Source organism: Streptomyces sp. CNQ329, from assembly GCF_000482585.1.
The window spans coordinates 118169-142353 of the sequence record NZ_AXVU01000015.1 but is presented as its reverse complement, the minus strand read 5'-3'; the positions used below and the strand labels follow the sequence as shown (position 1 = coordinate 142353).

16 protein-coding genes and 2 pseudogenes are annotated in these 24185 nt (G+C 72.4%); 11 read left to right on the top strand and 7 right to left on the bottom strand.

What is annotated here, in order from left to right; translation table 11 throughout:
* Positions 1-12: 12 nt before the first annotated feature.
* From I003_RS0112745 to I003_RS0112730, 4 genes are all read right to left on the bottom strand, one after another.
* On the bottom strand, positions 13-2034 hold the full coding sequence (locus I003_RS0112745; RefSeq protein WP_027771887.1) for a hypothetical protein: 2022 nt from the start codon (positions 2032-2034) through the stop codon (positions 13-15).
* Positions 2031-3563 (bottom strand): bifunctional cytidylyltransferase/SDR family oxidoreductase, encoded by a 1533-nt coding sequence (locus I003_RS0112740; protein ID WP_051368213.1) that lies wholly within the window; start codon positions 3561-3563, stop codon positions 2031-2033. The genes I003_RS0112745 and I003_RS0112740 overlap by 4 nt, the downstream gene beginning before the upstream one ends.
* A gap of 132 nt (positions 3564-3695) precedes the next feature.
* Entirely contained in the window at positions 3696-5258 is a 1563-nt protein-coding gene (locus I003_RS0112735; protein WP_027771885.1) for a glycosyltransferase, read from the bottom strand.
* 90 nt (positions 5259-5348) lie between these two features.
* Positions 5349-6722, bottom strand: a complete 1374-nt coding sequence (locus I003_RS0112730) for a cation:dicarboxylate symporter family transporter (protein ID WP_037720721.1) — start codon at positions 6720-6722, stop codon at positions 5349-5351.
* A gap of 136 nt (positions 6723-6858) precedes the next feature.
* On the opposite strand from I003_RS0112730, the pseudogene I003_RS32065 reads away from it, so the two are divergent.
* The 5 genes and pseudogenes from I003_RS32065 to I003_RS0112705 all read left to right on the top strand — a co-directional run.
* Positions 6859-8514 (top strand): annotated as a pseudogene (locus tag I003_RS32065) (sensor histidine kinase); the annotation flags it as partial.
* A gap of 464 nt (positions 8515-8978) precedes the next feature.
* Positions 8979-9680: a response regulator gene (locus I003_RS0112720; protein ID WP_027771883.1), complete on the top strand. Its 702-nt coding sequence runs from the start codon at positions 8979-8981 to the stop codon at positions 9678-9680.
* A gap of 214 nt (positions 9681-9894) precedes the next feature.
* On the top strand, positions 9895-11235 hold the full coding sequence (locus tag I003_RS0112715) for an ABC transporter substrate-binding protein (protein WP_027771882.1): 1341 nt from the start codon (positions 9895-9897) through the stop codon (positions 11233-11235).
* Positions 11236-11259: 24 nt separating this feature from the next.
* Positions 11260-12246 carry a carbohydrate ABC transporter permease gene (locus tag I003_RS0112710; protein ID WP_027771881.1) on the top strand — a complete coding sequence of 329 codons (987 nt, stop codon included), beginning with the start codon at positions 11260-11262 and terminating at the stop codon, positions 12244-12246.
* A gap of 4 nt (positions 12247-12250) precedes the next feature.
* On the top strand, positions 12251-13156 hold the full coding sequence (locus tag I003_RS0112705) for a carbohydrate ABC transporter permease (RefSeq protein WP_027771880.1): 906 nt from the start codon (positions 12251-12253) through the stop codon (positions 13154-13156).
* Positions 13157-13298: 142 nt separating this feature from the next.
* Here I003_RS0112705 and I003_RS0112700 read toward each other — a convergent pair whose 3' ends face one another.
* Positions 13299-13844, bottom strand: a complete 546-nt coding sequence (locus I003_RS0112700; protein ID WP_027771879.1) for a lytic polysaccharide monooxygenase — start codon at positions 13842-13844, stop codon at positions 13299-13301.
* A 270-nt stretch (positions 13845-14114) separates the two neighbouring features.
* Between I003_RS0112700 and I003_RS0112695 the strand changes: the two genes are divergently transcribed.
* From I003_RS0112695 to I003_RS32060, 3 genes and pseudogenes are all read left to right on the top strand, one after another.
* Positions 14115-14702 (top strand): helix-turn-helix domain-containing protein, encoded by a 588-nt coding sequence (locus I003_RS0112695; protein WP_027771878.1) that lies wholly within the window; start codon positions 14115-14117, stop codon positions 14700-14702.
* A gap of 203 nt (positions 14703-14905) precedes the next feature.
* A complete protein-coding gene (locus I003_RS0112690) occupies positions 14906-16462 on the top strand; it encodes a DUF6851 domain-containing protein (RefSeq protein WP_486584197.1) in 1557 nt (518 codons plus the stop codon).
* Positions 16463-16732: 270 nt separating this feature from the next.
* Positions 16733-17269 (top strand): annotated as a pseudogene (locus I003_RS32060) (GNAT family N-acetyltransferase); the annotation flags it as partial.
* 55 nt (positions 17270-17324) lie between these two features.
* On the opposite strand, the gene I003_RS0112680 reads toward I003_RS32060, so the two are convergent.
* Both I003_RS0112680 and I003_RS0112675 read right to left on the bottom strand, forming a co-directional pair.
* Entirely contained in the window at positions 17325-17915 is a 591-nt protein-coding gene (locus tag I003_RS0112680; protein WP_486584196.1) for a hypothetical protein, read from the bottom strand.
* 202 nt (positions 17916-18117) lie between these two features.
* Complete coding sequence (locus I003_RS0112675) at positions 18118-19143, bottom strand: 6-phosphofructokinase (RefSeq protein WP_027771875.1); 1026 nt, start codon at positions 19141-19143, stop codon at positions 18118-18120.
* Between the two features lie 213 nt (positions 19144-19356).
* On the opposite strand from I003_RS0112675, the gene pta reads away from it, so the two are divergent.
* The 3 genes from pta to pyk are packed head-to-tail and all read left to right on the top strand — an operon-like array spanning position 19357 to position 24179.
* On the top strand, positions 19357-21516 hold the full coding sequence (gene pta, locus I003_RS0112670) for a phosphate acetyltransferase (RefSeq protein ID WP_027771874.1): 2160 nt from the start codon (positions 19357-19359) through the stop codon (positions 21514-21516).
* Complete coding sequence (locus I003_RS0112665; protein WP_027771873.1) at positions 21513-22721, top strand: acetate kinase; 1209 nt, start codon at positions 21513-21515, stop codon at positions 22719-22721. The genes pta and I003_RS0112665 overlap by 4 nt, the downstream gene beginning before the upstream one ends.
* A gap of 33 nt (positions 22722-22754) precedes the next feature.
* The gene (pyk, locus tag I003_RS0112660; RefSeq protein WP_027771872.1) at positions 22755-24179 is read left to right on the top strand and encodes a pyruvate kinase; all 1425 of its coding nucleotides are present in this window, start codon (positions 22755-22757) and stop codon (positions 24177-24179) included.
* Positions 24180-24185: the final 6 nt, after the last annotated feature.

The following is a 24185-nucleotide window of genomic DNA, read 5'->3' as shown; positions in this document are numbered from 1 at the left end:
TGCGGATCTCCTTCAGACGGCGCGCTCGAGATTGCGGCGCTCGGATTTCTCCGCCAGCGCGCGCACGGCCTCGCCGAAGCGGACGACGGATGCGGGCTCGTCGGGCCCGAGCAGGTATTCCTTCAGCTCCTCGCGCGCTCCGCGCAGCGGGTCGGCCGCGGGGTCGGGGACGGCGGCGAGCAGCTCGTCGATGCTGGCGGCGTCGGCGGAGAGGATGACCGCCGCCCGCACCGCGGTGTTCTGGCGCTTGAACTCCTGCTCCCCCAGGCCCGCGGAGTCGGTCACCGCGTAGGGCTTGCCGCTGGCGATGAAGTCCGACACGACGCTGGAGATGTCCGAGACCATGCCGTGCGAGACGTTGAAGCAGTCGTACAGCCGGGGCCGGTCGCCGGTGACGACGCGGTGCTCCCACCAGCCGAAGGAGCGCCAGTAGGCGTCGTTCCACTCCTCCTTCAGCCGGGCCGCCTCCGCCTCGCGGGCGGGGTCGACCACCGCGTCACGGGAGGTCTGCGCCTCGTCGGCGGCCTCGTCGGTGAGCCGGCCGAGCCGCTCCAGCTGGGCCTCGATACGGACCAGCTCGGCCCGCGCCGCGTCCCGTTCGCCCTGCTCGGCCGCGGCGGCGCGCACCCAGCGGGGCTCGGCGGCACGGCGCGTCCGGGCCTGCTCGACCATGGCGACGATGCGCTCGTGGGCGGCCTTGGCGCGCGGGCTGACCATGCCGGTGAACGGGTGCGGCTTGTACAGCACGCGCACCGGCGGGTCGGCCGCCAGCAGCCGGCGCACGATGTTCTCGCCGGCCAGCATGAGCGAGGTGTTGCCGGGGTCGTCGGTCCAGCCCTCCCACGTCGGCGCGTAGAGGATGGTGGGGATGCGGTCGGCGGGGGGCGCCTCGGCGGGGCGGATCGGCGCGAGCTGCGGGCGGCCGACCTCCACGATGTCGTCGTCGCGGACGCCGACGTCGGCCAGCGCGTAGCGGTCGCGTCCCGCGCGGCCGGCGGTCCACACCTCGTCGTAGACCTTGGCGTACGGGTTGATGCTGGCGACCTTGTCGCTGTCGCCGTGGCCGATGAAGACGTGCTTCATCGTGGGCACCCGCAGCAGGTGGATGTTCTTGCCGACGTTCGCGGGGTACAGCGCGACCCGTACCGACGACAGGTCCATGTTCATCAGGTGTACCGCGGACGGCACACACGCCACCGGCACGGTGGTGGAGGCCAGCCCCGGCAGCGTGTGCTGCTCGCGCACGATGAGCAGCGGCCGCTCGTCCAGCTCCTCCAGCGTCTCCAGCCACATGTTGATCTGGTACGTGGACTCCTTGGTGCCGGAGAAGTAGAGCACGAGCGTGGGCCGGTAGGCGCGCAGCCACTCGTCGAACCACTCCAGCACCGCGTCGCGCTTCGGCGGCAGCCCGCCGGGCCGCAGGTAGTACGCCACGGCGGCGATGTACAGCACGGTCAGGCCCAGCGTCACGGCCATGCCGGCGTAGCCGTAGACGCCACGGCCGGTCTCGGCGGCGACGAGCACGCCGATGACGGCGAACAGGTCGAGGTGCTGGACCTTCTCCGCGGCGCGGTGGGTGAGCAGCCGGGGCGCGGCGTCGGAGATCCCCAGCGGCGCGAGGTCGATGTTGCGGGTGACCACGGGCAGCTTGCGGCGGTTGCGCAGCAGGGTGAGCAGGCCGCTGTGCGGCGCCTGGAGGGTGGCGACGAGGGCGAAGCAGGCGATGGCCTCGTAGCCGAGGGTGTCGCCGGTGACGCCCATCCGGGCCAGCAGCAGCACCAGCAGCAGTTGCCGCAGCATGAAGCGCAGCGTCAGGCCGGCACGGGCGCGCGAGAGCCGGTTGAGCACATAGGCGTTGCGCCGGTGCAGGAAGTGGTCGGAGACGTAGGAGACGGCCGCGACCACGGCGAACGTGCCGAGGCTCGGGATCAGCGCGGCCACGAGCAGCAGCGGGTACGAGACCAGCATCACGGCGGCGGCGGCGAACTCCACGCCGCTGCCGACCCGCACCAGGCGAAGGAGTGCCCCCGTCATCGCACACCCGCCTCTGCGCCGTCCTCGCTGCGGTCGAGCACCGCGGCCAGCGCCCGGTCGACACGGGAGCCGCGGGTCGGATCCTGCTGGCGCACGTCGATGACGTGACCGGTCATCTCGGAGAGCAGCACGTCGAGCGAGGTGCGGGCGACGGCCTCCGAGGCCAGCAGGGAGCCGGCCGGCTCCTCGCCGAACGCCTTGGTGCGCATCGGGGTGGCGGTGCGCTCGGGGTTGATGCAGTTGACGCGGATGCCGTCGGCGGCCCACTCGTCGGCGAGCGCCTGGGTGAGGTTGACGACCGCGGCCTTGGTGGAGGAGTACAGGCTGTACTCGGCGCGCCCGCGGGTGTAGCTGCTGGAGGTGTAGAGCAGGAGCTGGCCGTGGGTCTCGGCGAGGTACTTGTGGGCGATCCGGGCTATCTGCACCGGCGCGAGGTAGTTGACGCGCAGGGCCTCTTCGAGGGCGGCGTCGTCGGTGTCGGCGAGCCGGCCGATGCGCAGCACGCCCGCGGTGTTGACGACGTAGTCGATGCGGCCGGTCTCGTCGTAGGCGCGGCGCAGCGCTTCCTCGATGTCGGCCGGGTTCTCCACGTGGGTGCCGGTGGTGGACCGGCCGAGGGGGTAGACGTGCGCGCCGTAGCCGCGGGCCAGCTCGCAGATGTCTCCGCCGATGCCGTACGAGCCGCCGAAGACGACGAGCGTGCGGCCCTCCAGCAGGCGGCGGTGGGCCTCCTCGTCGCTGTGCTCGGGGGCCGAGGTGGAGGCGAGCTGGAAGAGCTTGTCGGCGATGAAGACGTCGACGGGGTGGGTGACCTTCATGTTGTACTCGTCGCCCGCGACCACGTGGATCGGCACGTCCGGCAGGTACTTCAGCACCACCGAGCAGTCGTCGGTGGCCTGGAAGTTCGGGTCGCCCGCGGCCACCTCGTACGCCCGCCGGATGGTCGAGAGCTTGAACGCCTGCGGCGTCTGCCCGCGGCGCAGCCGGGAGCGGTCCGGGACGTCGGTGATGAACTCGCCGTCCTCGCCGTGCCGCCGGGTGACGATGATCGTGTCGGCGGAGGGGATGGCGACGTCCACCGCCTGGTAGCGCTCCAGGGAGCTGACGCAGTCGGCGATCACCCGGGTCGACAGCAGGGGGCGAACGGCATCGTGGAAGAGGACGTTGGCGTCCTCGCCCTCGGCGAGATCCGCGCCGATCTCGGCGATGGCGCGCTCGGTGGTCTCGTTGCGGGTGCCACCGCCCTCCAGCACCCGGCGCACCTTCGTCAGCCCCGCCTTGGCGACGATCCGCTCGACGTCCTCGACGTAGCCGGGCGCCATGAGGACCAGGATCTCGTCGACGCTGTCGGCCTGCTCGAAGACCGCGAGCGTGTGCTCGATCACGGTCTTCCCGGCGATCTTCAGCAGTTGCTTGGGTATGGAGAGCCCCACGCGTTGCCCCGTGCCCCCCGCCAGCACCACGGCGGTGGTTCGGATGGCCTGGCCGGTCGTACTCGCTGTCGGCTCCGTGGGGGTGCCTGTCGACACTGCTGCTCCTGGATGGTGATCGTGAGCGTCGGCCGAATTCGGTGTGAATTCAGCTCGACTGCAAGACATACGAGCGATGCTCAAAGTTGTATTCGGTTACGAGAGGAGCACGAGATCGTCACCTCCCCGTGATCAGGACGCCGGGCGGACCGCCCTCCGGCCGCCCCGGCCGAGCCAGGCGCGCAAGGCCCGCGCCGGGTTCGCGCTCTCCACCCGCACCGCCTGCAACGGCAGCTCCGACCCGCCGTTGCCCGCGATCCGCAGGGCGAGGTGCCAGGTGCCGGGCCGGGGCACGCGAAGACGGGCGGTGAACGTCCGCCCGCCACCCGAGCCGGAGCCTGACGCGGGGCCGTTCACGGGGCCGTCGGCCGGTGCCGGGACCTCGACCGTGATCGTACGGCCGTCGCTCTCGCGGGTCGCCGTCACCTCCAGCGGAACCGCGGGCAGCCGGGTGCGGCGCCGGCCGCGGACGGATAACACCCGGGCGTCCCGGCGGTCCTGCGTGACGGTGACGGACCCGGGGCGGACGAAGGAACGGGCGCCGACCTGGCGGGTGACGTCGAACACGGCGTCGGGCAGGCCGAGCCGGGAGTCGCGGAAGTACGGATAGTGGGCGAAGACCCGGCCGCCCTCGACGGTGAAGCCGTCGGGCGCCAGCCAGCGGACGGGCTTGGCGCCGCCCTCGCGGTCGAGCGCCTCACGGCGGCTGCCGAGGTAACGGACGACCGCCACCGTCTCCTCGTACAGCCCGCGCCGCACCAGTTCGCCCTGGAGCCGCACGATCGCCGGAAGTCCGGCCATCGCCGTCTCGCTGTACCAGCGGGCGACCGGCTCGTGCACCGCGGCGAACATCCGGCGGGAGCGGTCGGTGTCGGGCTCGCGGTGGACGCCCCGCAGCGCACGCTGGAGGTTGACCCCGTAGAGGCGGGTGAGGAGATGGTCGCGGCGGGGGCCGGCGGGGGTGTTCTCGCCGACGAGGGTGAACATCGCGGCGAGCGGGCCGAAGCTGCCGCCGCGGGAGCCGGGTGCCCTGCGGACGGTGGTGGTCAGGTTGCCGCCGTCGTCGCGGAGCACGTAGTACACGCAGTCGTACGAGGCGAGCACGGAGATCTTCTCGGCGTGCAGATACGCCTTCGTCACGAAGACCTGGTCCTCGCCGGTGAGCAGTTCCTCGGGGAAGCGCAGAGCGTGCCGCTCGATCAGCTCGCGGCGGAAGAGCTTCATGGGGTTGAGCACCCAGAAGACCCGGGAGCCGTAGAGGTCGGCGTCGGGCTGGTCGCGCTTGAACATCGACGTCGGCGGCTTCCGCCCGCCGACGCCGACGAGCTTGCCGACGACGACGTCCGAGCCGTTCTCGTCGGCCATCGCGGTCATCCGCTCCAGCGCCTCGGGGCCGAGGTAGTCGTCGGCGTCGAGGAAGAACACGTACCGGCCGTGGGCCAGCGCGATGCCCGCGTTGCGGGGCGCGGCCGGGCCGCCGGAGTTCTCCTGGTGCACGACGCGGACGCGCCCGGGGTGCAGCCGGGCGAAGCGGTCGAGTTCCTCACCGGTGCCGTCGGTCGAGCCGTCGTCGACGGCGACGACCTCGACGGCCTCCGGCGGCAGGCTCTGTCCCAGCACCGATGCGACGCACGTGGTCAGGTACGGCATGGCGTTGTACGCGGCGATGACCACGCTGACATGCGGCTGCTCCACTGGCCCCCCAGCCCGTTCTCGTTGATGCTCAGGGAGACCGGTCCGGGGGGCGAATGGTTGTCCTGTGTTTCCGCATGCGTAACGGCTTGTTCAGACCTTGACGGGCCGCGCCTCCTGCCCGGGCGAGGGCTCCGGCGGGGCATCGGCCGTCTTCGGGGGTGCGGGCGCATGGTCGTCCACGAGTGTCGCCTCGTCGAACGGCACCCGGCCGGCGAGGACCTCCTCGACCCGGTCCCTGTCGATCTCCTTGGTCCAGGTGCCGATGAGCACCGTGGCCACGGCGTTGCCGGCGAAGTTGGTCAGCGCCCGGGCCTCGCTCATGAACCGGTCGACGCCGACGATCAGGCCGACGCCGTCGACCAGTTCGGGCCGGTGCGACTGGAGCCCGCCGGCCAGGGTGGCCAGCCCCGCGCCGGTGACGCCCGCGGCGCCCTTGGAGGCGACGATCATGAAGACGAGCAGCGAGATCTGCTGGCCGATGGTGAGCGGGTCGCCCATCGCCTCGGCGATGAACAGCGAGGCCATGGTGAGGTAGATCGCGGTGCCGTCGAGGTTGAAGGAGTAGCCGGTCGGCACGGTGATACCGACGACGGGCTTGGAGACCCCGAGGTGCTCCATCTTCGCGATCAGCCGCGGGAGCGCCGACTCCGAGGAGGAGGTGGAGACGATCAGCAGGAACTCCCGGGCCAGGTACTTCAGCAGCCGGAAGATATTGAGGCCGGTGAAGAACCTCAGCACCAGCCCGAGCACCACGAAGACGAAGAGCGCGCAGGTGGCGTAGAAGCCGATCATGATCATGGCCAGCGACTTCAGCGCGTCCACGCCGGTCTCGCCGACGACCGCCGCGATGGCGCCGAACGCGCCCACCGGGGCCACCCACATGATCATCGCCAGCACCCGGAAGACCAGCCGCTGGAGATGCCCGATGCCGGTCAGCACCGGCTCGCCGACGCGGCCCATGGCCTGCAGCGCGAAGCCGACCAGCAGCGCCACGAAGAGCGTCTGCAGCACCTCGCCCGCGGTGAAGGCGGAGACCATGGTGTCCGGGATGATCCCGAGCAGGAAGTCGGTGGTCGACTCCGCGTGGCCCGCGGCGGCCTGGTCGGCGCCGGCGCTGCGGGTCTCGTCGGTGATATGCAGGCCGTCGCCGGGCTGCACGATGTTCCCGACGACCAGGCCGATGGCCAGCGCGGCGGTGGACATCACCAGGAAGTAGCCGAGCGCCAGCCCGCCGACCGCTCCGACCTTGGCGGCCTGGCGGACCGAGCCGATGCCCAGCACGATCGTGCAGAAGATGATCGGCGAGATCATCATCTTGATCAGGTTGACGAAGCCCTCGCCGATCGGCTTCAGCTCCACGGCCGCGTCGGGCGCGGCGAAGCCGACCGCGATGCCGGCCAGCACGGCGACGATGACGGCGAGGTAGAGATAGTGGGTGCGGTCCCGCTTCACGCGGCCCGCCACGGGGGTGGGTGCAGCCACGTCGCTGCCTCCTCACGGCTCGGTGTCCCTGCGGTCCCGGTGAATATGTCGGCCGGCGCGGACGGCGTCACGGTTGCGTTCATTTCGTTCACGTGGCCCCTCCGGTGACACTGGGTCCATGCGCCTCCCCCGCCCCCGGAGCCTGGCCGGCCAGCTCTTCGCGATGCAGGTCGTGCTGGTCACGCTGATGCTGGCCGGGGCGGCGGCCTTCATGTACGTCACGGCGCACGACCGCGCGGAGGACGCCGCGGCCCGGGAGGCGGAGAGCACGGCGCGGTCGGTGGCGGCGGCCCCGGGGGTGGCCGAGGCGATCACCGGCGACGGGAATCCCTCCGACGTCCTGCAGCCGTACACCGAGCGCGCCCGGCGGGGCACCGCGGTGACGTTCATCACGATCATGGCCCCCGACGGCACCCGCTTCACCCACCCCAACCCGGATGTCATCGGGGAGGCGTTCCTCGGCCACACCGCCCGGGCGCTGCGCGGCCAGACGTTCAGCGAGACGTACACCGGCACGCTGGGCCCGTCGCTGCGCGTGGTCACGCCGGTACGGGCGGACGACGGGCGGATCGTCGGGCTGGTGAGCGCGGGGATCACCGTCAAGACGATCAGCGACGAGGTGAGGCGGCAGCTCATACCCGTGCTGTACGTCGCGGCGGGGGCGCTGGCCCTGGCGGGGCTGGCGACGTACCTCATCAACGCCCGGCTGCGCCGGCACACGCACGGCATGAACGCCGGGGAGCTGAGCCGCCTGCACGACTACCACCAGGCGACGCTGCACGCGGTCCGCGAGGGCCTGCTGATGCTCGACGGCGCCGGACGGATCGCCCTGGTCAACGACGGGGCCCGGGAACTGCTCGGGCTGAGTGCCGGCGGTGAGGTCGTGGGCCGGCCGGTCGCGGACCTCGGGCTGCCCGCACCGCTGACCGAGGCACTGCTGTCGCCGAGGCCGCGGGTCGACGAGGTGCATCTGACGCGGGAGCGCACCGTGGTCGTCAACACCTCGCCGGTCACGGGCGGCGAGCACCGCGGCACGGTCGTCACGCTGCGGGACGTCACGGAGCTGCAGACGCTGACGGGCGAGCTGGACTCGGCGCGGGGCTTCGCGGAGGCGCTGCGCTCGCAGGCGCACGAGTCGGCGAACCGGCTGCACGCGGTGGTCTCGCTGATCGAGCTGGGGCGCACGGAGCAGGCGGTGGAGTTCGCCACCGCGGAGCTGGAGCTGGCGCAGACCCTGACGGACCGGGTCACGGGCGCCGTGACGGAACCGGTGCTGGCGGCGCTGCTGCTGGGGAAGGCCGCGCAGGCGAACGAGCAGGGGGTGGAGCTGGTGCTGAGCCCGGACAGCCGCATCGACGACGGCGTGCTGCCGCCGGCCCTGCCGGCCCGGGACCTGGTGACGGTGCTCGGCAACCTGATCGACAACGCGGTGGACGCGGCGGCGGAGGGGGCGAGGACCCGGACGGCGTCCGGGGTACGGGACGGCGGCCAGCCGCAGGTACGGGTCACGGCGCGGGCGGCGGACGGCGAACTGCTGCTGCGGGTCGCGGACGACGGCCCGGGGGTGGACCCGCGGCTTGCGGAGGAGGTCTTCGAGCGCGGATGGACGACGAAGCGCGCGGGCCCCGGTGGCCGCGGCCTGGGCCTGGCCCTGGTCCGCCAGGCGGCCCGCCGCCACGGCGGCGAGGCGACGCTGAGCCGGGCGGAGGGCGGCGGCGCGGAGTTCACGGTCCGCCTGCCGCTGGGCCCGGCGGGTACACGAGACGGCGGCGCCCCGGAAGCCGGCTCCCCGGAGGCCGGTGAACCGCGGGACGGACCACCGGCGCAGCCCTCCACTCCCCGGGGAGCACCCGGAGCGTGGGCCGGGACGGCTCACGCCACGACGGCCGCGGAGGAGCCGGCCGCGGCATCGCCCGCGGGCCGGGACGAGTCCGCCGCGCGACGTGCCGCCGAGGGGAGCGCCGCGGAGCGCCCGGACCCGGCCGACGGCGGCCCGGCAGCCGCGACGCCCCGGGTACCGGCGGCGCGCAACCCGGCCGACGGCACCCCGCCCCCGGACCGGGCCTCCGGCCGCGGGGGCGTACCCTCCGCACCCCGCGGTCCGGCCCCGGACACCCGCGCCACCGGGCCGGACTCCCGCGAGGGCTCCGCGGGCCCGGCCGACGCCTCCACGCGCCGCTCGGCCCGAACCGGCGCCGCCGGGAACCCCGCCGGCGCCGTGCCGCGCCGGGGTGAGCGGTGACCGCCGCCGGGCGCTCCGCGCCCATCCGCGTGCTCGTCGTCGAGGACGACCCCGTCGCCGCCGACGCCCACCGGCTCTACGTCGAGCGCGTGCCCGGCTTCGCCGTCGCCGGGGCCGCCCGGTCGCGCGCCGAGGCGGCCCGCCTCCTCGACCAGGTGCCCGTCGATCTGATCCTGCTCGACCTCTACCTCCCCGACGGCCACGGCCTCGCGCTGCTGCGCTCGCTGCGCGCCGCCGGCCACGCCGCCGACGTCATCGCCGTCACCTCCGCCCGCGACCTGGCCGTGGTCCGCGAGGGGGTCTCCCTGGGCGTCGTGCAGTACGTGCTGAAGCCGTTCGCCTTCGCGACCCTGCGCGACCGCCTCGTGCGCTACGCCGAGTTCCACGCCGCGGCCGGCGAGGCCGGCGGCCAGGACGAGGTGGACCGCGCGCTCGCCGCGCTCCGCGCGCCGGCGCAGGCCGCGCTCCCCAAGGGCCTGTCGGGTCCGACCCTCGCCGCCGTCACCGACGCCCTGCGCCGGGCGGGGGACGACGGCCTCACCGCGACCGCCGCCGGCGAGGCCACCGGCACGTCCCGCATCACCGCACGCCGCTATCTGGAGCATCTGGCCGAGACCGGCCACGCCGCCCGCGCCCCCCGGTACGGCCAGGTGGGCCGCCCCGAACTGCGCTACCGCTGGTCCGGCGCCCGCCCCTGAGGTCCCGCCCCCGGAGGGCCGCGCGAAAACTTCCGGACCATTGGCGGCTGAAACCAGTCGGTGCGGCTCGGGAAAGCGTCGGTACAACAACGTTGTCACCGATACAGGACAGCCCTTGCCAGAAGGATTGACCGGACATCCGGACAGCCGTACTTTCACCGCATCCTCGCCGGAGCCGCAGGGAGGTCCCGCCGTGTACCGACCCTTTTCCCCCATGCTCGCCACCGCGCTCACCGCCGTGCTCGCCGCCACCGCACTCTCCGCCTGCGGAGACTCCGGCAGCGATCCGGACACCGTGAGGGTGCAGTTCAAGAAGTCCACGGACTCCAAGAACAAGATCTTCGACCGCGAGATCGAGGCGGTGAAGAAGGAGTTCGAGAAGAAGTTCCCCGGCAAGAAGGTGGAACTGATCCCCGTTCAAGTGCCGGACGAGCAGTACTACACCAAGGTCCAGCAGATGCTGCGGTCCCCCAAGACCGCCCCCGACCTCGTCTACGAGGACACCTTCCTGATCAACTCCGATATCGCCGCGGGCCTGCTCACCCCCCTCGACGACTATCTCCAGGGCTGGAAGGACTGGGATCAGTACATCGACACGGCGAAGACCGCCGCGCAGGGCCAGGACGGCAAGACGTACGGCGTCCCGGACGGCACCGACACCCGCGGGCTCTGGTACAACAAGGAGCTGTTCGACAAGGCCGGCCTCCCCGTCGACTGGCAGCCCAGGACCTGGGACGACGTGCTGGACGCGGCCCGCACCATCAAGCGTGAACTGCCCGGCGTGATCCCGCTGAACGTCTACACCGGCAAGCCCGCCGGCGAAGCCGCGTCCATGCAGGGCTTCGAGATGCTGCTGTACGGGACCGGCGCCGACCCGCTGTACGACCCCGGGTCGAAGAAGTGGGTCGCCGGCAGCCAGGGCTTCACCGACGCCCTCGACTTCGTGCACACCGTCTACAACGACGGCCTCGGCCCCGACCCGCAGGACGCCCTCGACCCCAACGTCGGCACCAAGGTCGGCACCGAGTGGCTGCCCGAGGGCAAGCTCGCCATCGACCTCGACGGCTCGTGGATGTCGAACAACTGGCTGGAGACCGGCCCCAAGCCGTGGCCCGAGTGGACCGAGGTCCTCGGCCAGGCCGCCATGCCCACCCAGAACGGCCAGGCACCCGGCCGGGTCAGCATGTCCGGCGGCTGGGCCTGGTCCATCCCCGCCAAGTCCAACAACCCCGATCTGGCCTTCGAGTTCATGAAGGTCGCCCAGTCGCAGAAGAACAACACCCGGCTGACCGTCGCCAACGGCCAGATCGCCGTCCGCGAGGACGTCGCCGCCGACCCCGACTACCAGGCGTACGTCCCGGGCGTCGAGTTCTTCACCGGCCTGGTCGAGGACACCCACTACCGACCGGCTCTCCCGGTCTACCCGCAGGTCTCCACGGCCATCCAGGAGGCCATGGAGCAGGTGACCACCGGCGACGCCTCCGCCGAGGAGGCCGCGAAGGGCTACGGCGAACAGCTCGATTCGATCACCGACGGCGAGGTGGTCGAGAAGTAGCCCGCGCGAGCAGCCCGAGAGGCCATGGTGACCAAGCACACCCCCGCCCCCGCCGGGCCCCGGGGCGCCGCCGGTGCGGCGCGCGTCCCCGGCCAGGCGGGCGGCGGCGCCCGTCGTACCCGACCGCCGAAGCGCACGCAGCCGCCCAACTCCGTGCTGCGCGCCCTCCTGAGGGCGCTGCCCGTGGGGCCGTCCGTCGTCCTGATGCTGCTCTTCCTGGCCGGCCCCATCGCCTACTGCGTGTGGATCGCCTTCACCGACCTGCAGTTGTCGGGCCAGGCGGAGTCGTCGTTCGTCGGTCTGGAGAACTTCCGTACCGCCTTCGGCGACGAGGGGTTCGTCAACGCCGTCTGGCTGACGCTGGTGTTCACGATCCTGTCGTCGATCGTCGGCCAGAACACGCTGGGGCTCGCGCTCGCCTCGCTGATGCAGCGGGCCTCGAAGACGGTGCGTACCGTCACCGGCGCGATCGTGATCACCGCCTGGGTGGTGCCCGAGGTCGTCGCCGGATTCCTCCTCTACGCCTTCTTCCGCCGCGAGGGCACCCTCAACTCCGTCCTCGACTGGCTCCATCTGCCCAGCCAGAACTGGCTGTACACGCTGCCGATCCTGGCGGTGTCGTTCGCCAACATCTGGCGCGGCACGGCGTTCTCGATGCTCGTCTACTCCGCCGCGCTCTCCGAGATCCCCAAGGAGATCACCGAGGCGTCCGAGGTGGACGGCGCCGGCGGCTGGCGGAAGCTCTGGCACGTCACGCTGCCGATGATCCGGCGCTCGATCGCCACCAACCTGATGCTCAACACCCTGCAGACGCTCTCGGTCTTCGGGCTGATCTGGGCGATGACCCGCGGCGGCCCGGGCGACCGCAGCCAGACGCTGCCGCTGTTCATGTACGAGCAGGCGTTCAAGAACAACCTGCTGGGCTACGGCACGGCGGTGGCCCTGCTCCTGCTGCTGGTGGGCGCGCTGTTCTCCCTGGTGTACATGCGGATGCTGCGTACGGAGGTATGAATCGATGCCCACGTCCACGCTCACCCGCGACACCCCGCCGCCCGGCTCCCCGGCGCCCCGCCGGCGCCGCGGGGCCGCCACCCTCGGCGCGCGCAGGTACGGCCGGCGGCTGGCCGCCGATCTGTGTCTGCTCTTCGCTGCGCTGGCGTTCATCCTGCCGCTGGCCTGGCTGCTCTTCGCGTCGATCGACGCGGACTCGGGGCTGACCGCCCGGCCGCCGACGGACGTCACCTGGGACAACTTCGACGCGGTGATGACCACGGACATCAGCTTCCGCCCGCTGCTCAACAGCCTGATCCTGTGCGGCTCGGCGACGGCCGTCACGGTCGTCGCGGCGGCGCTGGCGGCGTACCCGCTGTCGCGCTACCGCTCGCGGCTGAACCGCCCGTTCATGCTGACGATCCTCTTCACCACCAGCCTGCCGATCACCGCCATCATGGTGCCGGTCTACGGGCTGTTCGTGCAGATCAACCTGATCGACACGATGTCCGGCACGGCGTTCTTCCTGGCCAGCTCGCAACTGCCGTTCGCGATCTGGCTGATGAAGAACTTCATGGACGGGGTGCCGAAGGTGCTGGAGGAGGCGGCCTGGACGGACGGCGCGTCGTCGATGCAGGCGCTGGTGCGGGTGATCCTGCCGCTGATGGGCCCGGGGGTCACGGTGGTGACGGTCTTCTCGTTCATCATGATGTGGGGGAACTTCTTCGTCCCCTTCATGCTGCTGCTCAGCCCGGACCAGATGCCGGCCTCCGTCTCGATCTTCGAGCTCTTCGGCAACATGGGGTCGGTGGTCTACGGGGAGCTGGCGGCCTTCTCGATCCTCTACTCGGCGCCGGCGGTGCTGCTGTACGTGCTCATCGCCCGCCGTCTGGGCGGCGGCTTCGCCCTGGGCGGCGCGGTGAAGGGCTGACCGGCGGGGGCGTGGCGCGGTGGAGGGCAGACCGGGGCCTGGCCGGCCCTCCACCGCCGCTCACGGGGCCGCATACACGCGCCTGGCGGTCAGCCCGCCGGGCGCGTGCCGCGTGTGGCTCCGGGAGCCGCGTGGCGGGCCGTCAGCCGCCGATGTTGACGTCGACGCAGGCGTAGAAGGCGTTCGACGTGTCGGCGACGTTCCACACGGCGAGCACCTTCTGCTTGCCGGTGATCCCGCCGAAGTCGACGGTGTGGCTGAACTCGGCGGGCGGCTGGGCGCCGCCGTCGTCGAACTCCGCCACCTTCTGGCCGCCGACGAAGTACTGCCAGGTGCTGGTGCTGTGCCGGGCGGTGATCTTCCAGTTGAACGTCGTGGTGCTGCCGACGTTCGTGACGTTCCAGCCCTTGCTGTCGTCGTCCAGCTCGGCGAAGCCCTCGTTGCCGCCGCTGCAACTGGTCAGGCCCTTCGGCCCCTCGACGCTCTGCGGCTCGTACGTGATGGCGCCGCACTCGACGACGCCGTTCGCGCACTGGTCCTGACGGCTCGGCGGGTTGGTGATCCAGCCGTGCGCACTCGCCTGCTGGGTGGGCAGGGCGAGGAGGAGCAGCGGGGCGGTGCCCGCGGCGGCGACGGCCGCCTTGAGTGCCTTGCGGCCCTTGCCGGGACGCTTCGTACCGCGGTCCATACAACACTCCTTGCGTGGGGGGTAATTGGTCTAGACTTTAACCATCGACCGACCACCGTCAACCCCCCTCGGCGCGCCCGCGCCCCTCCGTAGCTTCGGCGGAACGCACGGTTGATAACGGGGTGCATCACTACCTACGGTGACGGTGTGACGACACAGGCGCCCGGCTCCGGCGCCGGATCGCCGGAGCACCCACCACCTTTCGACCCCGCGGCGGCCCGTCGATTACGCCGCGCCCTGGGCCTGGGCCACGACCACGTCGCGTACGGCATGCGCGCCGCGTACGGCCTGGCCGTACCCGCCGCCGCGGTCGCCGACTGGGAGAAGGGCCACGCCCGCCCCACCCACCACGAACTCGACGCCCTGGCCGGGGCCCTGTGGTGCACCCCGGCGGACCTGATGGGCTCCTCCACGCCGCTCCACGCCCACCGCCGCGCCCACGGACTGCCTCTGGACGACGTGGCCCGCCACATCGGCATGGACCCCGCGACCTACCTCAGCGCCGAACGGACCGGCCGCTGGCCCGGCACCGAGTCCCAGGCCACCCGGCTCGCCTACCTCCTGCGCCTCCCCCTCCCGGACCTCCTGGACCTCACCGGCCGCACCGAACCCCTGGCCCGCCACCTCCGCGACGCCGCCACCACCCGCTGGCAGCCCCACGTCCGCCCCGTGGCCCGGCTCACGCGCCTTCCCCGCCGCGCTCTGGAACGCGCCCTGAGCGCGCTGCACGAGGAGTACCAGACCCGCACCGCGGCGGCCCGCAACTGGGACGAGGACCCCGCCTCGGAGTCCGCGGCGGGGGCGACGACGTATCTGCAGCAGATACTCCCCCGCTTCTGGGAGCTCCTGCGCAACTGACGCGGTCCGCCCGCGCCGTACCCGACCCGCGATCCACGGGGCGTGATCTTCACCGACCCCAGGTCAGCGGGCCGCCGGCCCCGTCCACGAGGAGGGCGCGAGTGGATTGCGAGGGGCGGGCGTTAGCGTCTGGCCGACCCGTCAGCAGGGATTCAGCCCTGGATACGCGTGATGCTTCGCGAACAAGATAGGGGAAACAACCCATGAGGACGTCCGGATCTTCCCCCGTCTCGGGCATGGGACCGCGGCGCAGGTCGCTGGTGCTCGGCGGGGTAACGGCCGCGGCGCTCGCCGTCTGGGGGCAGCCCGGTGCGGCCGCCGCCGGCCGGCCCGCCGGCTCGCCGGCGGAGGCGGCCGCCGACGACTTCGACTTCGACACCGGCAACTTCATCCGGGACCTGGTCCCCAGGGCCGCCAACACGCAGGACGCGGGGGTCTTCGGGCCCATGGACGCGTCCATCCTGATCTGGATCACCCACGCGCTGCAGACCTCGTGGTTCGACGCGCTGGCGCCCTACCACCCCACCGCGGTCGGCGTGCACTCCCGCATCCCCCGCCGCCCCGCCGCCGAGTCCGCCACCAACAGGAACAAGAACATCGCCGGCGTGCACGCCTGGTACCAGGTGCGCAAGGGCCTGGACCCGTACCAGTTGGAGGGCATGCGCCAGCTCATGGCCTCGCTCGGACTGGACCCCGACGACGAGTCGGAGGATCCGGCCAGCCCTGTCGGCATCGGCAACATAGCCGGCAAGGCCATCGTCAGGGCCCGCCTGCACGACGGCATGAACCACCTCGGCGACGAGGGACGCAAGTACAACGGCCGGCCCTACGAGGACTACACCGGCTACCGGCCCGTGAACAGCCCCTACGAACTGACGGACCCCTCGCGCTGGCAGCCGGCGATCCACCCCCACCGCCGGCGCGTCGGCGGCGGCCCCGGCGACAAGGCCGTCTGGGTCGCCCAGCGGTTCGTCACCCCGCAACTGCGGCTGGTCAAGGCCCACACCTTCCGGGACCCGTCCCGGTTCAAGCTCCGCCCGCCCGACCACACCGACCACACCGACCGCCGCCGCTACAGGCGGTCGGTGGACGAGATCCTGGAGGCGTCGGCCAGGCTCACCGACGAGCAGAAGGTCAAGGCGGAGTTCTTCGACAACAAGTTCCTGGGGGTCGGCCAGTCGACATACGCCGCGGCGGTGGCCCACGACCTGGACCTGGACGGCTGGGCCCAGTTGTTCTTCACCGCCTCCCTGGCGCAGTTCGACGACCTGATCGCCGCCTGGCACCTGAAGACCACGTACGAGGCCGTCCGGCCGTTCAGCGCGGTCCGGCACGTCTACGGCAGCCGCAAGGTGAGCGCCTGGGGCGGTCCCGGCAAGGGGACGGTCCGGCTGCCCGCGGACGAGTGGGCCTCCTATCTGCCCGTGGGCGACCACCCCGACTACCCCTCCGGATCCACCACGCTGTGCGCCGCCGAGGCGCAGGCCGCCCGTCGTTACCTCCGCTCCGACGTCCTGGACTGGACGTGGCCCGTCTCCGCCGGCTCCGGGCTGACGGAGCCGGGCATCGTCCCCGCCAAGGACATCGAGCTGCGCTACCCCACCTGGACGGACTTCGTCGAGGACTGCGCCATGAGCCGGGTGTGGGGAGGCGTGCACTTCAAGACGACGGTCGAGAGGTCCATCGTGTTCGGCAAGCAGTTCGGCGACATGGCCCACGAGTTCGTGCAGCGGCACATCAAGGGCCACGTCAAGGACTGAGCCCGCGCGGCCCGGCGGACCACCGCCCCTTGGGTGCCGGCCGGCGGGACCGGCCTCCGGTCGGTCGGCGGCACCGAGCGGCACCGCCCCGGTGGCAGGCACGGCCTGCCACCGGGGTTCGCCCGCGCGCGGAGCAGGTGGCCGGCGTGCCGTCCGCGGCCACCTTGCAGTAGCGTCACCCGGGGACGGTCATGTTCTTCACCGCGGCCCCGCAGCGCAGGGGGCGGGCGAGGCATCCGTCTCTCCTTCCGCATCCGATCCCCGGGGGTTGTGACGGACACCGAACTGACCGACGCCGTCGGCGAGACGATCCGGACCGCGCGGCTCGACCTGCTCCCCCTGAGCGTCGGGCACGCCGACGAGATGGCCGGCGTGCTGGCCGACCCCGCGCTCTACGCGTTCACCGGCGGCTCGCCGCCCACCCTCGGCGAACTGCGCACGCGGTACGCGCGGCTGGCCGCCGGAGCGCCCGGGGCCGGCACCGTGTGGGGGAACTGGGTGCTGCGCATGCGGGCGGACGGACGGCTCTGCGGCTACGTACAGGTGACGATCCGGGAGGGCGTCGCCGAGGTCGCCTGGGTCGTGGGGACCCCGTGGCAGGGGCGCGGTCTGGCCGGTGAGGCCGCCCGGGGACTCGTCGCGCACCTGCGGCGGCTGCCGTTGCGGGCCTTCGTCGCGCACGTGCACCCCTGCCACCACGCCTCCGCCGCCGTCGCGGCATCGGCGGGGCTGGTACGTACGGGCCTGGTCCAGGACGACGAGGCCGTCTGGCGGCTCGACCTCGCCCCCGCGCCTGAGTCCGCGGTGCCCCGGCGGTCCGCTGTACCCACCGCCCGAACAGCCCCCGCATCCGACCGGTGCGCTACTCCTCGACCTGCGCCCGCTGCCACGCCAGATAGTCCGCCACCAGCTCCGGCGGGTTCGCCTCCGCCGTGAGCGGGATCTGCTCCTCCGGATCGTCCATGTCGAAGAGGACCACCGGCACCGGCCGCCCGAGCACCTCCTCGACGCGCCCCGTCTCGTGCAGGTGCCGCGCCACGTCCACGCAGTCCTCCGCGAAGTCCGCGCACAGCAGGTCGTACGCCGCGGACCACCGGTCCGAGAACTGCTCCTCGTCCTCGAACCACAGGCCCTTCGCCACCGCCTCCGCCCGGTGCAGCGCGGTGCCCACGGGATCCTCCGGCACGTGCCCGACGCGCTCGAAGCCGTCGAGGATCCAGTACGCGTACGACCACCGCACCTCGCCGTCCGGATCCAGCTCACCGCGCGCCGCCTCACGCTCGCGGCGTATCTGCGCCTCGGTGTTGTAGCCGACGTGCACATACGGGTAACGGGCGTCCTGGTCGACGCGGTACATCTGCAGGGCGACGACGTAGATCTCCGGTCTCAGCTCCGCCGGGAACGTGTCCAGGATCCGGTACGCCTCCTGCTTCAAGTGCTGCCGAAACGTCATCTCCCGCCCACCCTTCCAGGCGACACGACCGCTGATCCGCACGGGGCGACCGGGTCCCGCGCTCCCGGGGGAGCACGGACAAGTCATCCCGCGCCCGGGCACCTTGCCGGCGTCACCCCCAAGGTACGGAGTCCCGGCGTCCCCGTCGCCGGTACGGACCGCGGTCTCCCCGGACCGCGGCCCGCAGGGCGGCCCGCACCCGTCAGAACACGACCTCCGCCTCGTCCATCCGGTGCACCGGCACCCGCTTCAGCTCACGCGTCGCGTCCGCCAGCGGCGCCATCACGATGTCGGTCCCCCGCAGCGCCGTCATCTGCCCGAAGTCCCCGCGGTGCACCGCCTCCACCGCGTGCCATCCGAAGCGCGTCGCCAGCACGCGGTCGTACGCCGTGGGTGTGCCCCCGCGCTGCACGTGACCGAGGATGACCGGCTTGGCCTCCTTGCCCAGGCGCCGCTCCAGTTCGCCGGCGAGCCGGTTGCCGATGCCGGTGAAGCGCTCGTGACCGTACTGGTCGATCTCGCCCTTCTTGTACTCCATCGTGCCCTCGGCCGGGTGCGCGCCCTCGGCGACGCAGATGACGGCGAACTTCTTCTGCCGGTCGAAGCGCTCCTCGACCATCTTGCAGATGCTGCCGACGTCGAACGGCCGCTCCGGCAGGCAGATGCCGTGCGCGCCGCCGGCCATGCCGGACTCCAGCGCGATCCAGCCGGCGTGCCGGCCCATGACCTCGACGACCATGACCCGCTGGTGGGACTCGGCGGTGGTCTTCAGCCGGTCCATCGCCTCGGTGGCCACGCCGACGGCGGTGTCGAAGCCGAAGGTGCGGTCGGTCGCGGAGATGTCGTTGTCGATGGTCTTCGGTACGCCGACGACCGGCATGCCCGCGTCGGCGAGCATCGCCGACGCGGTGAGGGTGCCCTCGCCGCCGATCGGGATGAGCGCGTCGAGGGCCAGCTCGCGGCTGAGCTCCTCGGTGTTCTCGCAGGCTTCGCGGAGCCGGTCGCGCTCCAGCCGGGACGAGCCCAGGACGGTGCCGCCGCGGGCCAGGATGCCGCTGACGGCGTTGAGGTCCAGCTTGTGGTACCGCCCTTCGAGCAGTCCCTTGAAGCCGTCCTCGAAACCGATCACCTCGTCGCCGTGACCGGCCACGGCCCGGTGGACCACCGACCTGATCACCGCGTTCAGGCCGGGGCAGTCTCCGCCTGCCGTGAGTACTCCGATGCGCATGTCTCTCCTGCTCGTGCCGTCGCATGCATGCTCGGTGCCGATTCTCCCACGCCCGGGGAGTCACCCGTCCGAACAGCCGGTTAACCCTCCGTCACACCCGGCGGCAGCCTCGCCTCGCACCCGCCCCGCACCCGCGCCGATCGCACGCCCCGGCCCGCGCCCGACGGTAGGGTCGGACGGGACCGCGACGGACGGGACGGATGGAGTGCAGGAGTGACCCGCAGCGTCTACGTCGCAGGCATCGGCCGCGGAGACGGCCGTCAGATCGTCGAGCTGGGCATGATGGAGCTGCTCTCCCGCCAGGTCGACCGGGTGGGGATCTTCCGCCCGCTGGCCCACGCCGGCGCCGATGCCCGCGACCCCGTCTTCGACCTGCTCCGCGCCCGCTACCGGCTCAGCCAGCCGCGCTCCGGGGTGCTCGGCATGACGTACGAGAGCGCCTCCGCGCTGCAGGCCGAGGAGGGTACGGACACCCTGGTGGCCCGGCTCGTCGAGCGGTTCCACGAGATCGCCGCCGGCTACGAGGCCGTGCTGATCCTGGGCACCGACTTCGCCGACACCAACATCCCCGCCGAGCTGGCGCTCAACGCCCGCCTCGCCAACGAGTGCGGCGCCACCGTGCTGCCCGTCGTCGGCGGCGCGGAACAGTCGGCGGACTCCGTGGTCGCCGAGGTGCGCAACGCATACGACGCGTACACCTCCCTCGGCTGCGACGTCGTGGCGATGATCGCCAACCGCGTCGCCCCCGACGCCGCCCCGCGGGCCCGCGCCACCGCCGCGGACATCGGCACCCAGCTACCCGTACCGGTGTACGTCATCCCCGAGGACGCCGGTCTCGCCGCCCCCACCGTCACGCAGATACGGGACGCGCTCGGCGCCGGGCTGCTGACCGGCGATGCCGGCGGGCTGGCCCGTGACGTACGCGACTTCGTCTTCGGCGGCGCGATGCTTCCGGCCTTCCTGCCGGCCCTCAGCGAGGGCTGCATGGTCATCACGCCCGGCGACCGCGCCGACCTGGTCGTCGGGGCGCTGGCCGCGCACTCGGCGGGCTCCCCCGCCATCGCCGGGCTGCTGCTCACGCTGGACGAGCGTCCGGGCCCGGACATCATGGCGCTGGCCGAGCGGCTGGCACCGGGGACGCCGCTGCTCACGGTGGCCGAGGGCTCGTTCCCCACCGCCGCGGCGCTGGTCGGGCTGCGCGGCGAGCTGAACGCCGCAACGCCCCGGAAGGCGGACATCGCCCTCGGCCTCTTCGAGTCGCACGTGGACTCCGCCCAGCTCACCGGGCGGCTGGCGGTGGCGGCGAGCGGGCGCGTGACGCCGATGATGTTCGAGCACATGCTGATCGAGCGGGCACAGGGCAACCGCAGGCACGTGGTGCTGCCGGAGGGCACCGAGGAACGGGTGCTGCTGGCGGCGGAGGTGCTGGTACGGCGCGGGGTGTGCGATCTCACACTCCTCGGCGAGGAGCAGACGATCCGCAAGCGCGCCGCGGAGCTGGGGCTGAGCCTGCCGCTGCTGGGCGCGGACGCACCGGCGGGGCCGCCGGACGGCCCGGCGACGGCCCGGATCACCGACCCGCGCGTCTCGCCGCTGCGCGAGAGCTTCGCCGAGCTGTACGCGCAGTACCGCGCCCACCGGGGCGTCAGCGTGGAACTGGCGTACGACGTCCTCGGCGAGGTCAACTACTTCGGCACCCTGATGGTGCAGCAGGGCTTGGCCGACGCGATGGTCTCCGGCGCCGCGCACTCCACCGCCGCCACGGTCCGCCCCGCGTTCGAGGTCATCAAGACGGCCCCGGGTGCCGCGATCGTCTCGTCCGTCTTCTTCATGTGCCTGGCGGACAGGGTCCTGGTGTACGGGGACTGCGCGGTCAACCCCGATCCGGACGCCGAGCAGCTCGCGGACATCGCCATCCAGTCGGCGGCGACGGCCGCGCAGTTCGGGGTCGAGCCGCGGGTGGCGATGCTGTCGTACTCCACCGGCACCTCGGGCTCCGGCTCGGGGGTGGACAAGGTGCGGCGCGCGACCGCGCTGGTACGGGAGCGCCGGCCGGACCTGCAGGTGGAGGGCCCGATCCAGTACGACGCGGCGGTGGACGCCACCGTGGCCGCCGCCAAGATGCCGGACTCGCGGGTCGCCGGGCAGGCCACGGTGCTGGTCTTCCCCGACCTCAACACCGGCAACAACACCTACAAGGCGGTCCAGCGCACGGCCGGCGCGATCGCCGTGGGGCCCGTACTGCAGGGCCTCAACAAGCCGGTGAACGACCTGTCCCGGGGCGCGCTCGTCCAGGACATCATCAACACGGTGGCCATTACCGCCGTCCAGGCGCAGGGCACCGCGGCACCGGCTCAGGAGGGCCGCCCGTGACCGATCCGACCCGGGTCCTGGTGCTCAACTCCGGCTCCTCGTCGCTGAAGTACCAGCTCATCGACATGGCGGGACCGCAGCCCGGCGCCGACCGCCCCGCCCGCGGCATCATCGAGCGGATCGGCGAACCGCGGGCCCGCGGCGGCGTGCCCGACCATGCGGCGGCGCTGCGCGCCGTCGGCGAGGAGCTGGCCGCCGCGGGGCACGGGCTGGACTCCCCTGGCCTGCTGGCCATCGGCCACCGGGCCGTCCACGGCGGCACCCGCTTCACCGAGCCGGTCCTCGTCGACGACGGCGTGCTGACGGAGATGGAGAAGCTCGTCCCGCTCGCCCCGCTGCACAACCCGGCGAACATCGCCGGCATCCGCGTCGCCCGCGAGCTGCGCCCCGACCTGCCGCAGGTCGCGGTCTTCGACACCGCCTTCCACGCCACCCTCCCCGAGCACGCCTGGCGCTACGCCCTCGACACCGCCACCGCCGACGCCCACGCCATCCGCCGCTACGGCTTCCACGGCACGTCCCACGCCTACGTCTCCCGCGCCACCGCGCGGCTGCTCGGCCGCGACCCGGCGGCCCCCGGGGACTTCCACGTCATCGTGCTGCACCTCGGCAACGGCGCCAGCGTCTCGGCGATCGCCGGGGGCCGGTGCGTGGAGACGTCGATGGGGATGACCCCGCTGGAGGGCCTGGTGATGGGCACCCGCAGCGGGGACCTCGACCCGGCGGTGATCTTCCATCTCGCCCGCGAGGCGGGCATGGACACGGACGCGATCGACACGCTGCTCAACAAGCGCAGCGGTCTGACCGGCCTCTGCGGCGACAACGACATGCGTGAGATCGGCCGCCGGATCGCCGGGGGCGACGGGCGGGCGGCGCTCGCCTTCGACGTGTACGTCCACCGCATCCGCAAGTACATCGGCGCGTACACCGCCGTGCTGGGACGGGTGGACGCCCTGGCGTTCACCGCCGGCGTCGGGGAGAACTCCGCCGCCGTCCGGGAGGCGTCGCTGCGGGGCCTCGAAGGGCTCGGCGTCGAGCTGGACTCCGTGCGCAACGCGGTCCGCGGCTCCGCGCCCCGCGTCGTCTCCGCGCCCGGCTCCCGGGTGGCGGTGGCGGTGGTGCCGACGGACGAGGAGCTGGAGATCGCCACCCAGACCCGCGACCTGGTGCGCGGGGACGGCCAGGCGCCACCGCCACCGGGATAATTCCGGTCGAGAACAAACCGATAGGATGCCGTCATGCGCCGAGCGAAAATCGTCTGCACCCTGGGTCCCGCCGTCGACTCCTTCGAGCAGCTCAAAGCGCTGATCGAGGCCGGCATGACCGTGGCCCGCTTCAACATGAGCCACGGCACCCAGGCCGAGCACCAGGAGCGCTACGACCGGCTGCGCAAGGCCGCGGAGGAGACCGGGCGGCCCATCGGCGTGCTCGCCGACCTGCAGGGCCCGAAGATCCGGCTGGAGACCTTCGCCCAGGGCCCGGTGGAGCTGGCGCGCGGCGACGAGTTCACCATCACCACGGAGGACGTGCCGGGCGACCGGTCCGTCTGCGGCACGACGTACAAGGGCCTGCCCGGTGACGTCGCCCGCGGCGAGCGCATCCTCGTCAACGACGGCGCGGTGGCGCTGGAGGTGCTGGAGGTCAGCGGCCCCGAGGTGCGCACCATGGTCATCGAGGGCGGCGTCGTCTCCGACCACAAGGGCATCAACCTGCCCGGCGTGGCGGTGAACGTCCCGGCGCTCTCCGGGAAGGACGTGGACGACCTGCGCTTCGCGCTGCGCATGGGCTGTGACATGGTGGCGCTGTCCTTCGTGCGCGACGCCGGCGACATCGCCGACGTCCACCGCGTCATGGACGAGGTCGGCCGGCGGGTGCCGGTGATCGCCAAGGTCGAGAAGCCGCAGGCGATCGACCACATGGAGGAGATCGTCCTCGCCTTCGACGGCGTGATGGTGGCCCGCGGCGACCTGGCGGTGGAGTACCCGCTGGAGAAGGTGCCGATGGTGCAGAAGCGGCTGATCGAGATGTGCCGCCGCAACGCCAAGCCGGTGATCGTCGCGACCCAGATGATGGAGTCGATGATCAATTCCTCGCGCCCGACGCGCGCGGAGGCGTCCGACGTCGCGAACGCGATCCTCGACGGCGCGGACGCGGTGATGCTGTCGGCCGAGTCGTCGGTCGGCAAGTACCCGATCGAGACGGTCAAGACGATGTCGCGGATCGTCGTGGCCGCGGAGGACGAGTTGCTGTCGCGGGGCCTGCAGCCGCTGGTGCAGGGCAAGAAGCCGCGGACGCAGGGCGGGTCCGTGGCCCGTGCCGCGTGCGAGATCGCGGACTTCCTGAACGCCCAGCTCCTCGCGGCGTTCACCCAGTCCGGTGACACCGCGCGGCGGCTGTCGCGCTACCGCGCGTGCCAGCCGATCCTCGCCTTCACCACCGACGAGAGCACGCGCAACCAGCTCTGTCTGAGCTGGGGCGTGGAGCCGGTGCTCGTGCCGCACGTGGACAACACCGACGCGATGGTGGACCTGGTGGACGCGGAGCTGCTGAAGCTCCACCGCTTCCACCAGGGCGACACGATGGTCATGACCGCCGGGTCGCCGCCCGGGGTGCCGGGCACCACGAACATGGTCCGTGTGCACCACCTGGGCGGCGAGCGCTGAGCCGGG

Coding starts and splice junctions, on each gene's coding strand:
- I003_RS0112710 (WP_027771881.1), top strand. CDS start 11,260: ATGGTGACCAAGCACACCCCCGCCCCCGCCGGGCCCCGGGGCGCCGCC.
- I003_RS0112745 (WP_027771887.1), bottom strand. CDS start 2,034: ATGACGGGGGCACTCCTTCGCCTGGTGCGGGTCGGCAGCGGCGTGGAG.
- I003_RS0112690 (WP_486584197.1), top strand. CDS start 14,906: ATGAGGACGTCCGGATCTTCCCCCGTCTCGGGCATGGGACCGCGGCGC.
- I003_RS0112695 (WP_027771878.1), top strand. CDS start 14,115: ATGCGCGCCGCGTACGGCCTGGCCGTACCCGCCGCCGCGGTCGCCGAC.
- I003_RS0112705 (WP_027771880.1), top strand. CDS start 12,251: ATGCCCACGTCCACGCTCACCCGCGACACCCCGCCGCCCGGCTCCCCG.
- I003_RS0112700 (WP_027771879.1), bottom strand. CDS start 13,844: ATGGACCGCGGTACGAAGCGTCCCGGCAAGGGCCGCAAGGCACTCAAG.
- I003_RS0112680 (WP_486584196.1), bottom strand. CDS start 17,915: ATGACGTTTCGGCAGCACTTGAAGCAGGAGGCGTACCGGATCCTGGAC.
- I003_RS0112715 (WP_027771882.1), top strand. CDS start 9,895: ATGCTCGCCACCGCGCTCACCGCCGTGCTCGCCGCCACCGCACTCTCC.
- I003_RS0112675 (WP_027771875.1), bottom strand. CDS start 19,143: ATGCGCATCGGAGTACTCACGGCAGGCGGAGACTGCCCCGGCCTGAAC.
- pyk (WP_027771872.1), top strand. CDS start 22,755: ATGCGCCGAGCGAAAATCGTCTGCACCCTGGGTCCCGCCGTCGACTCC.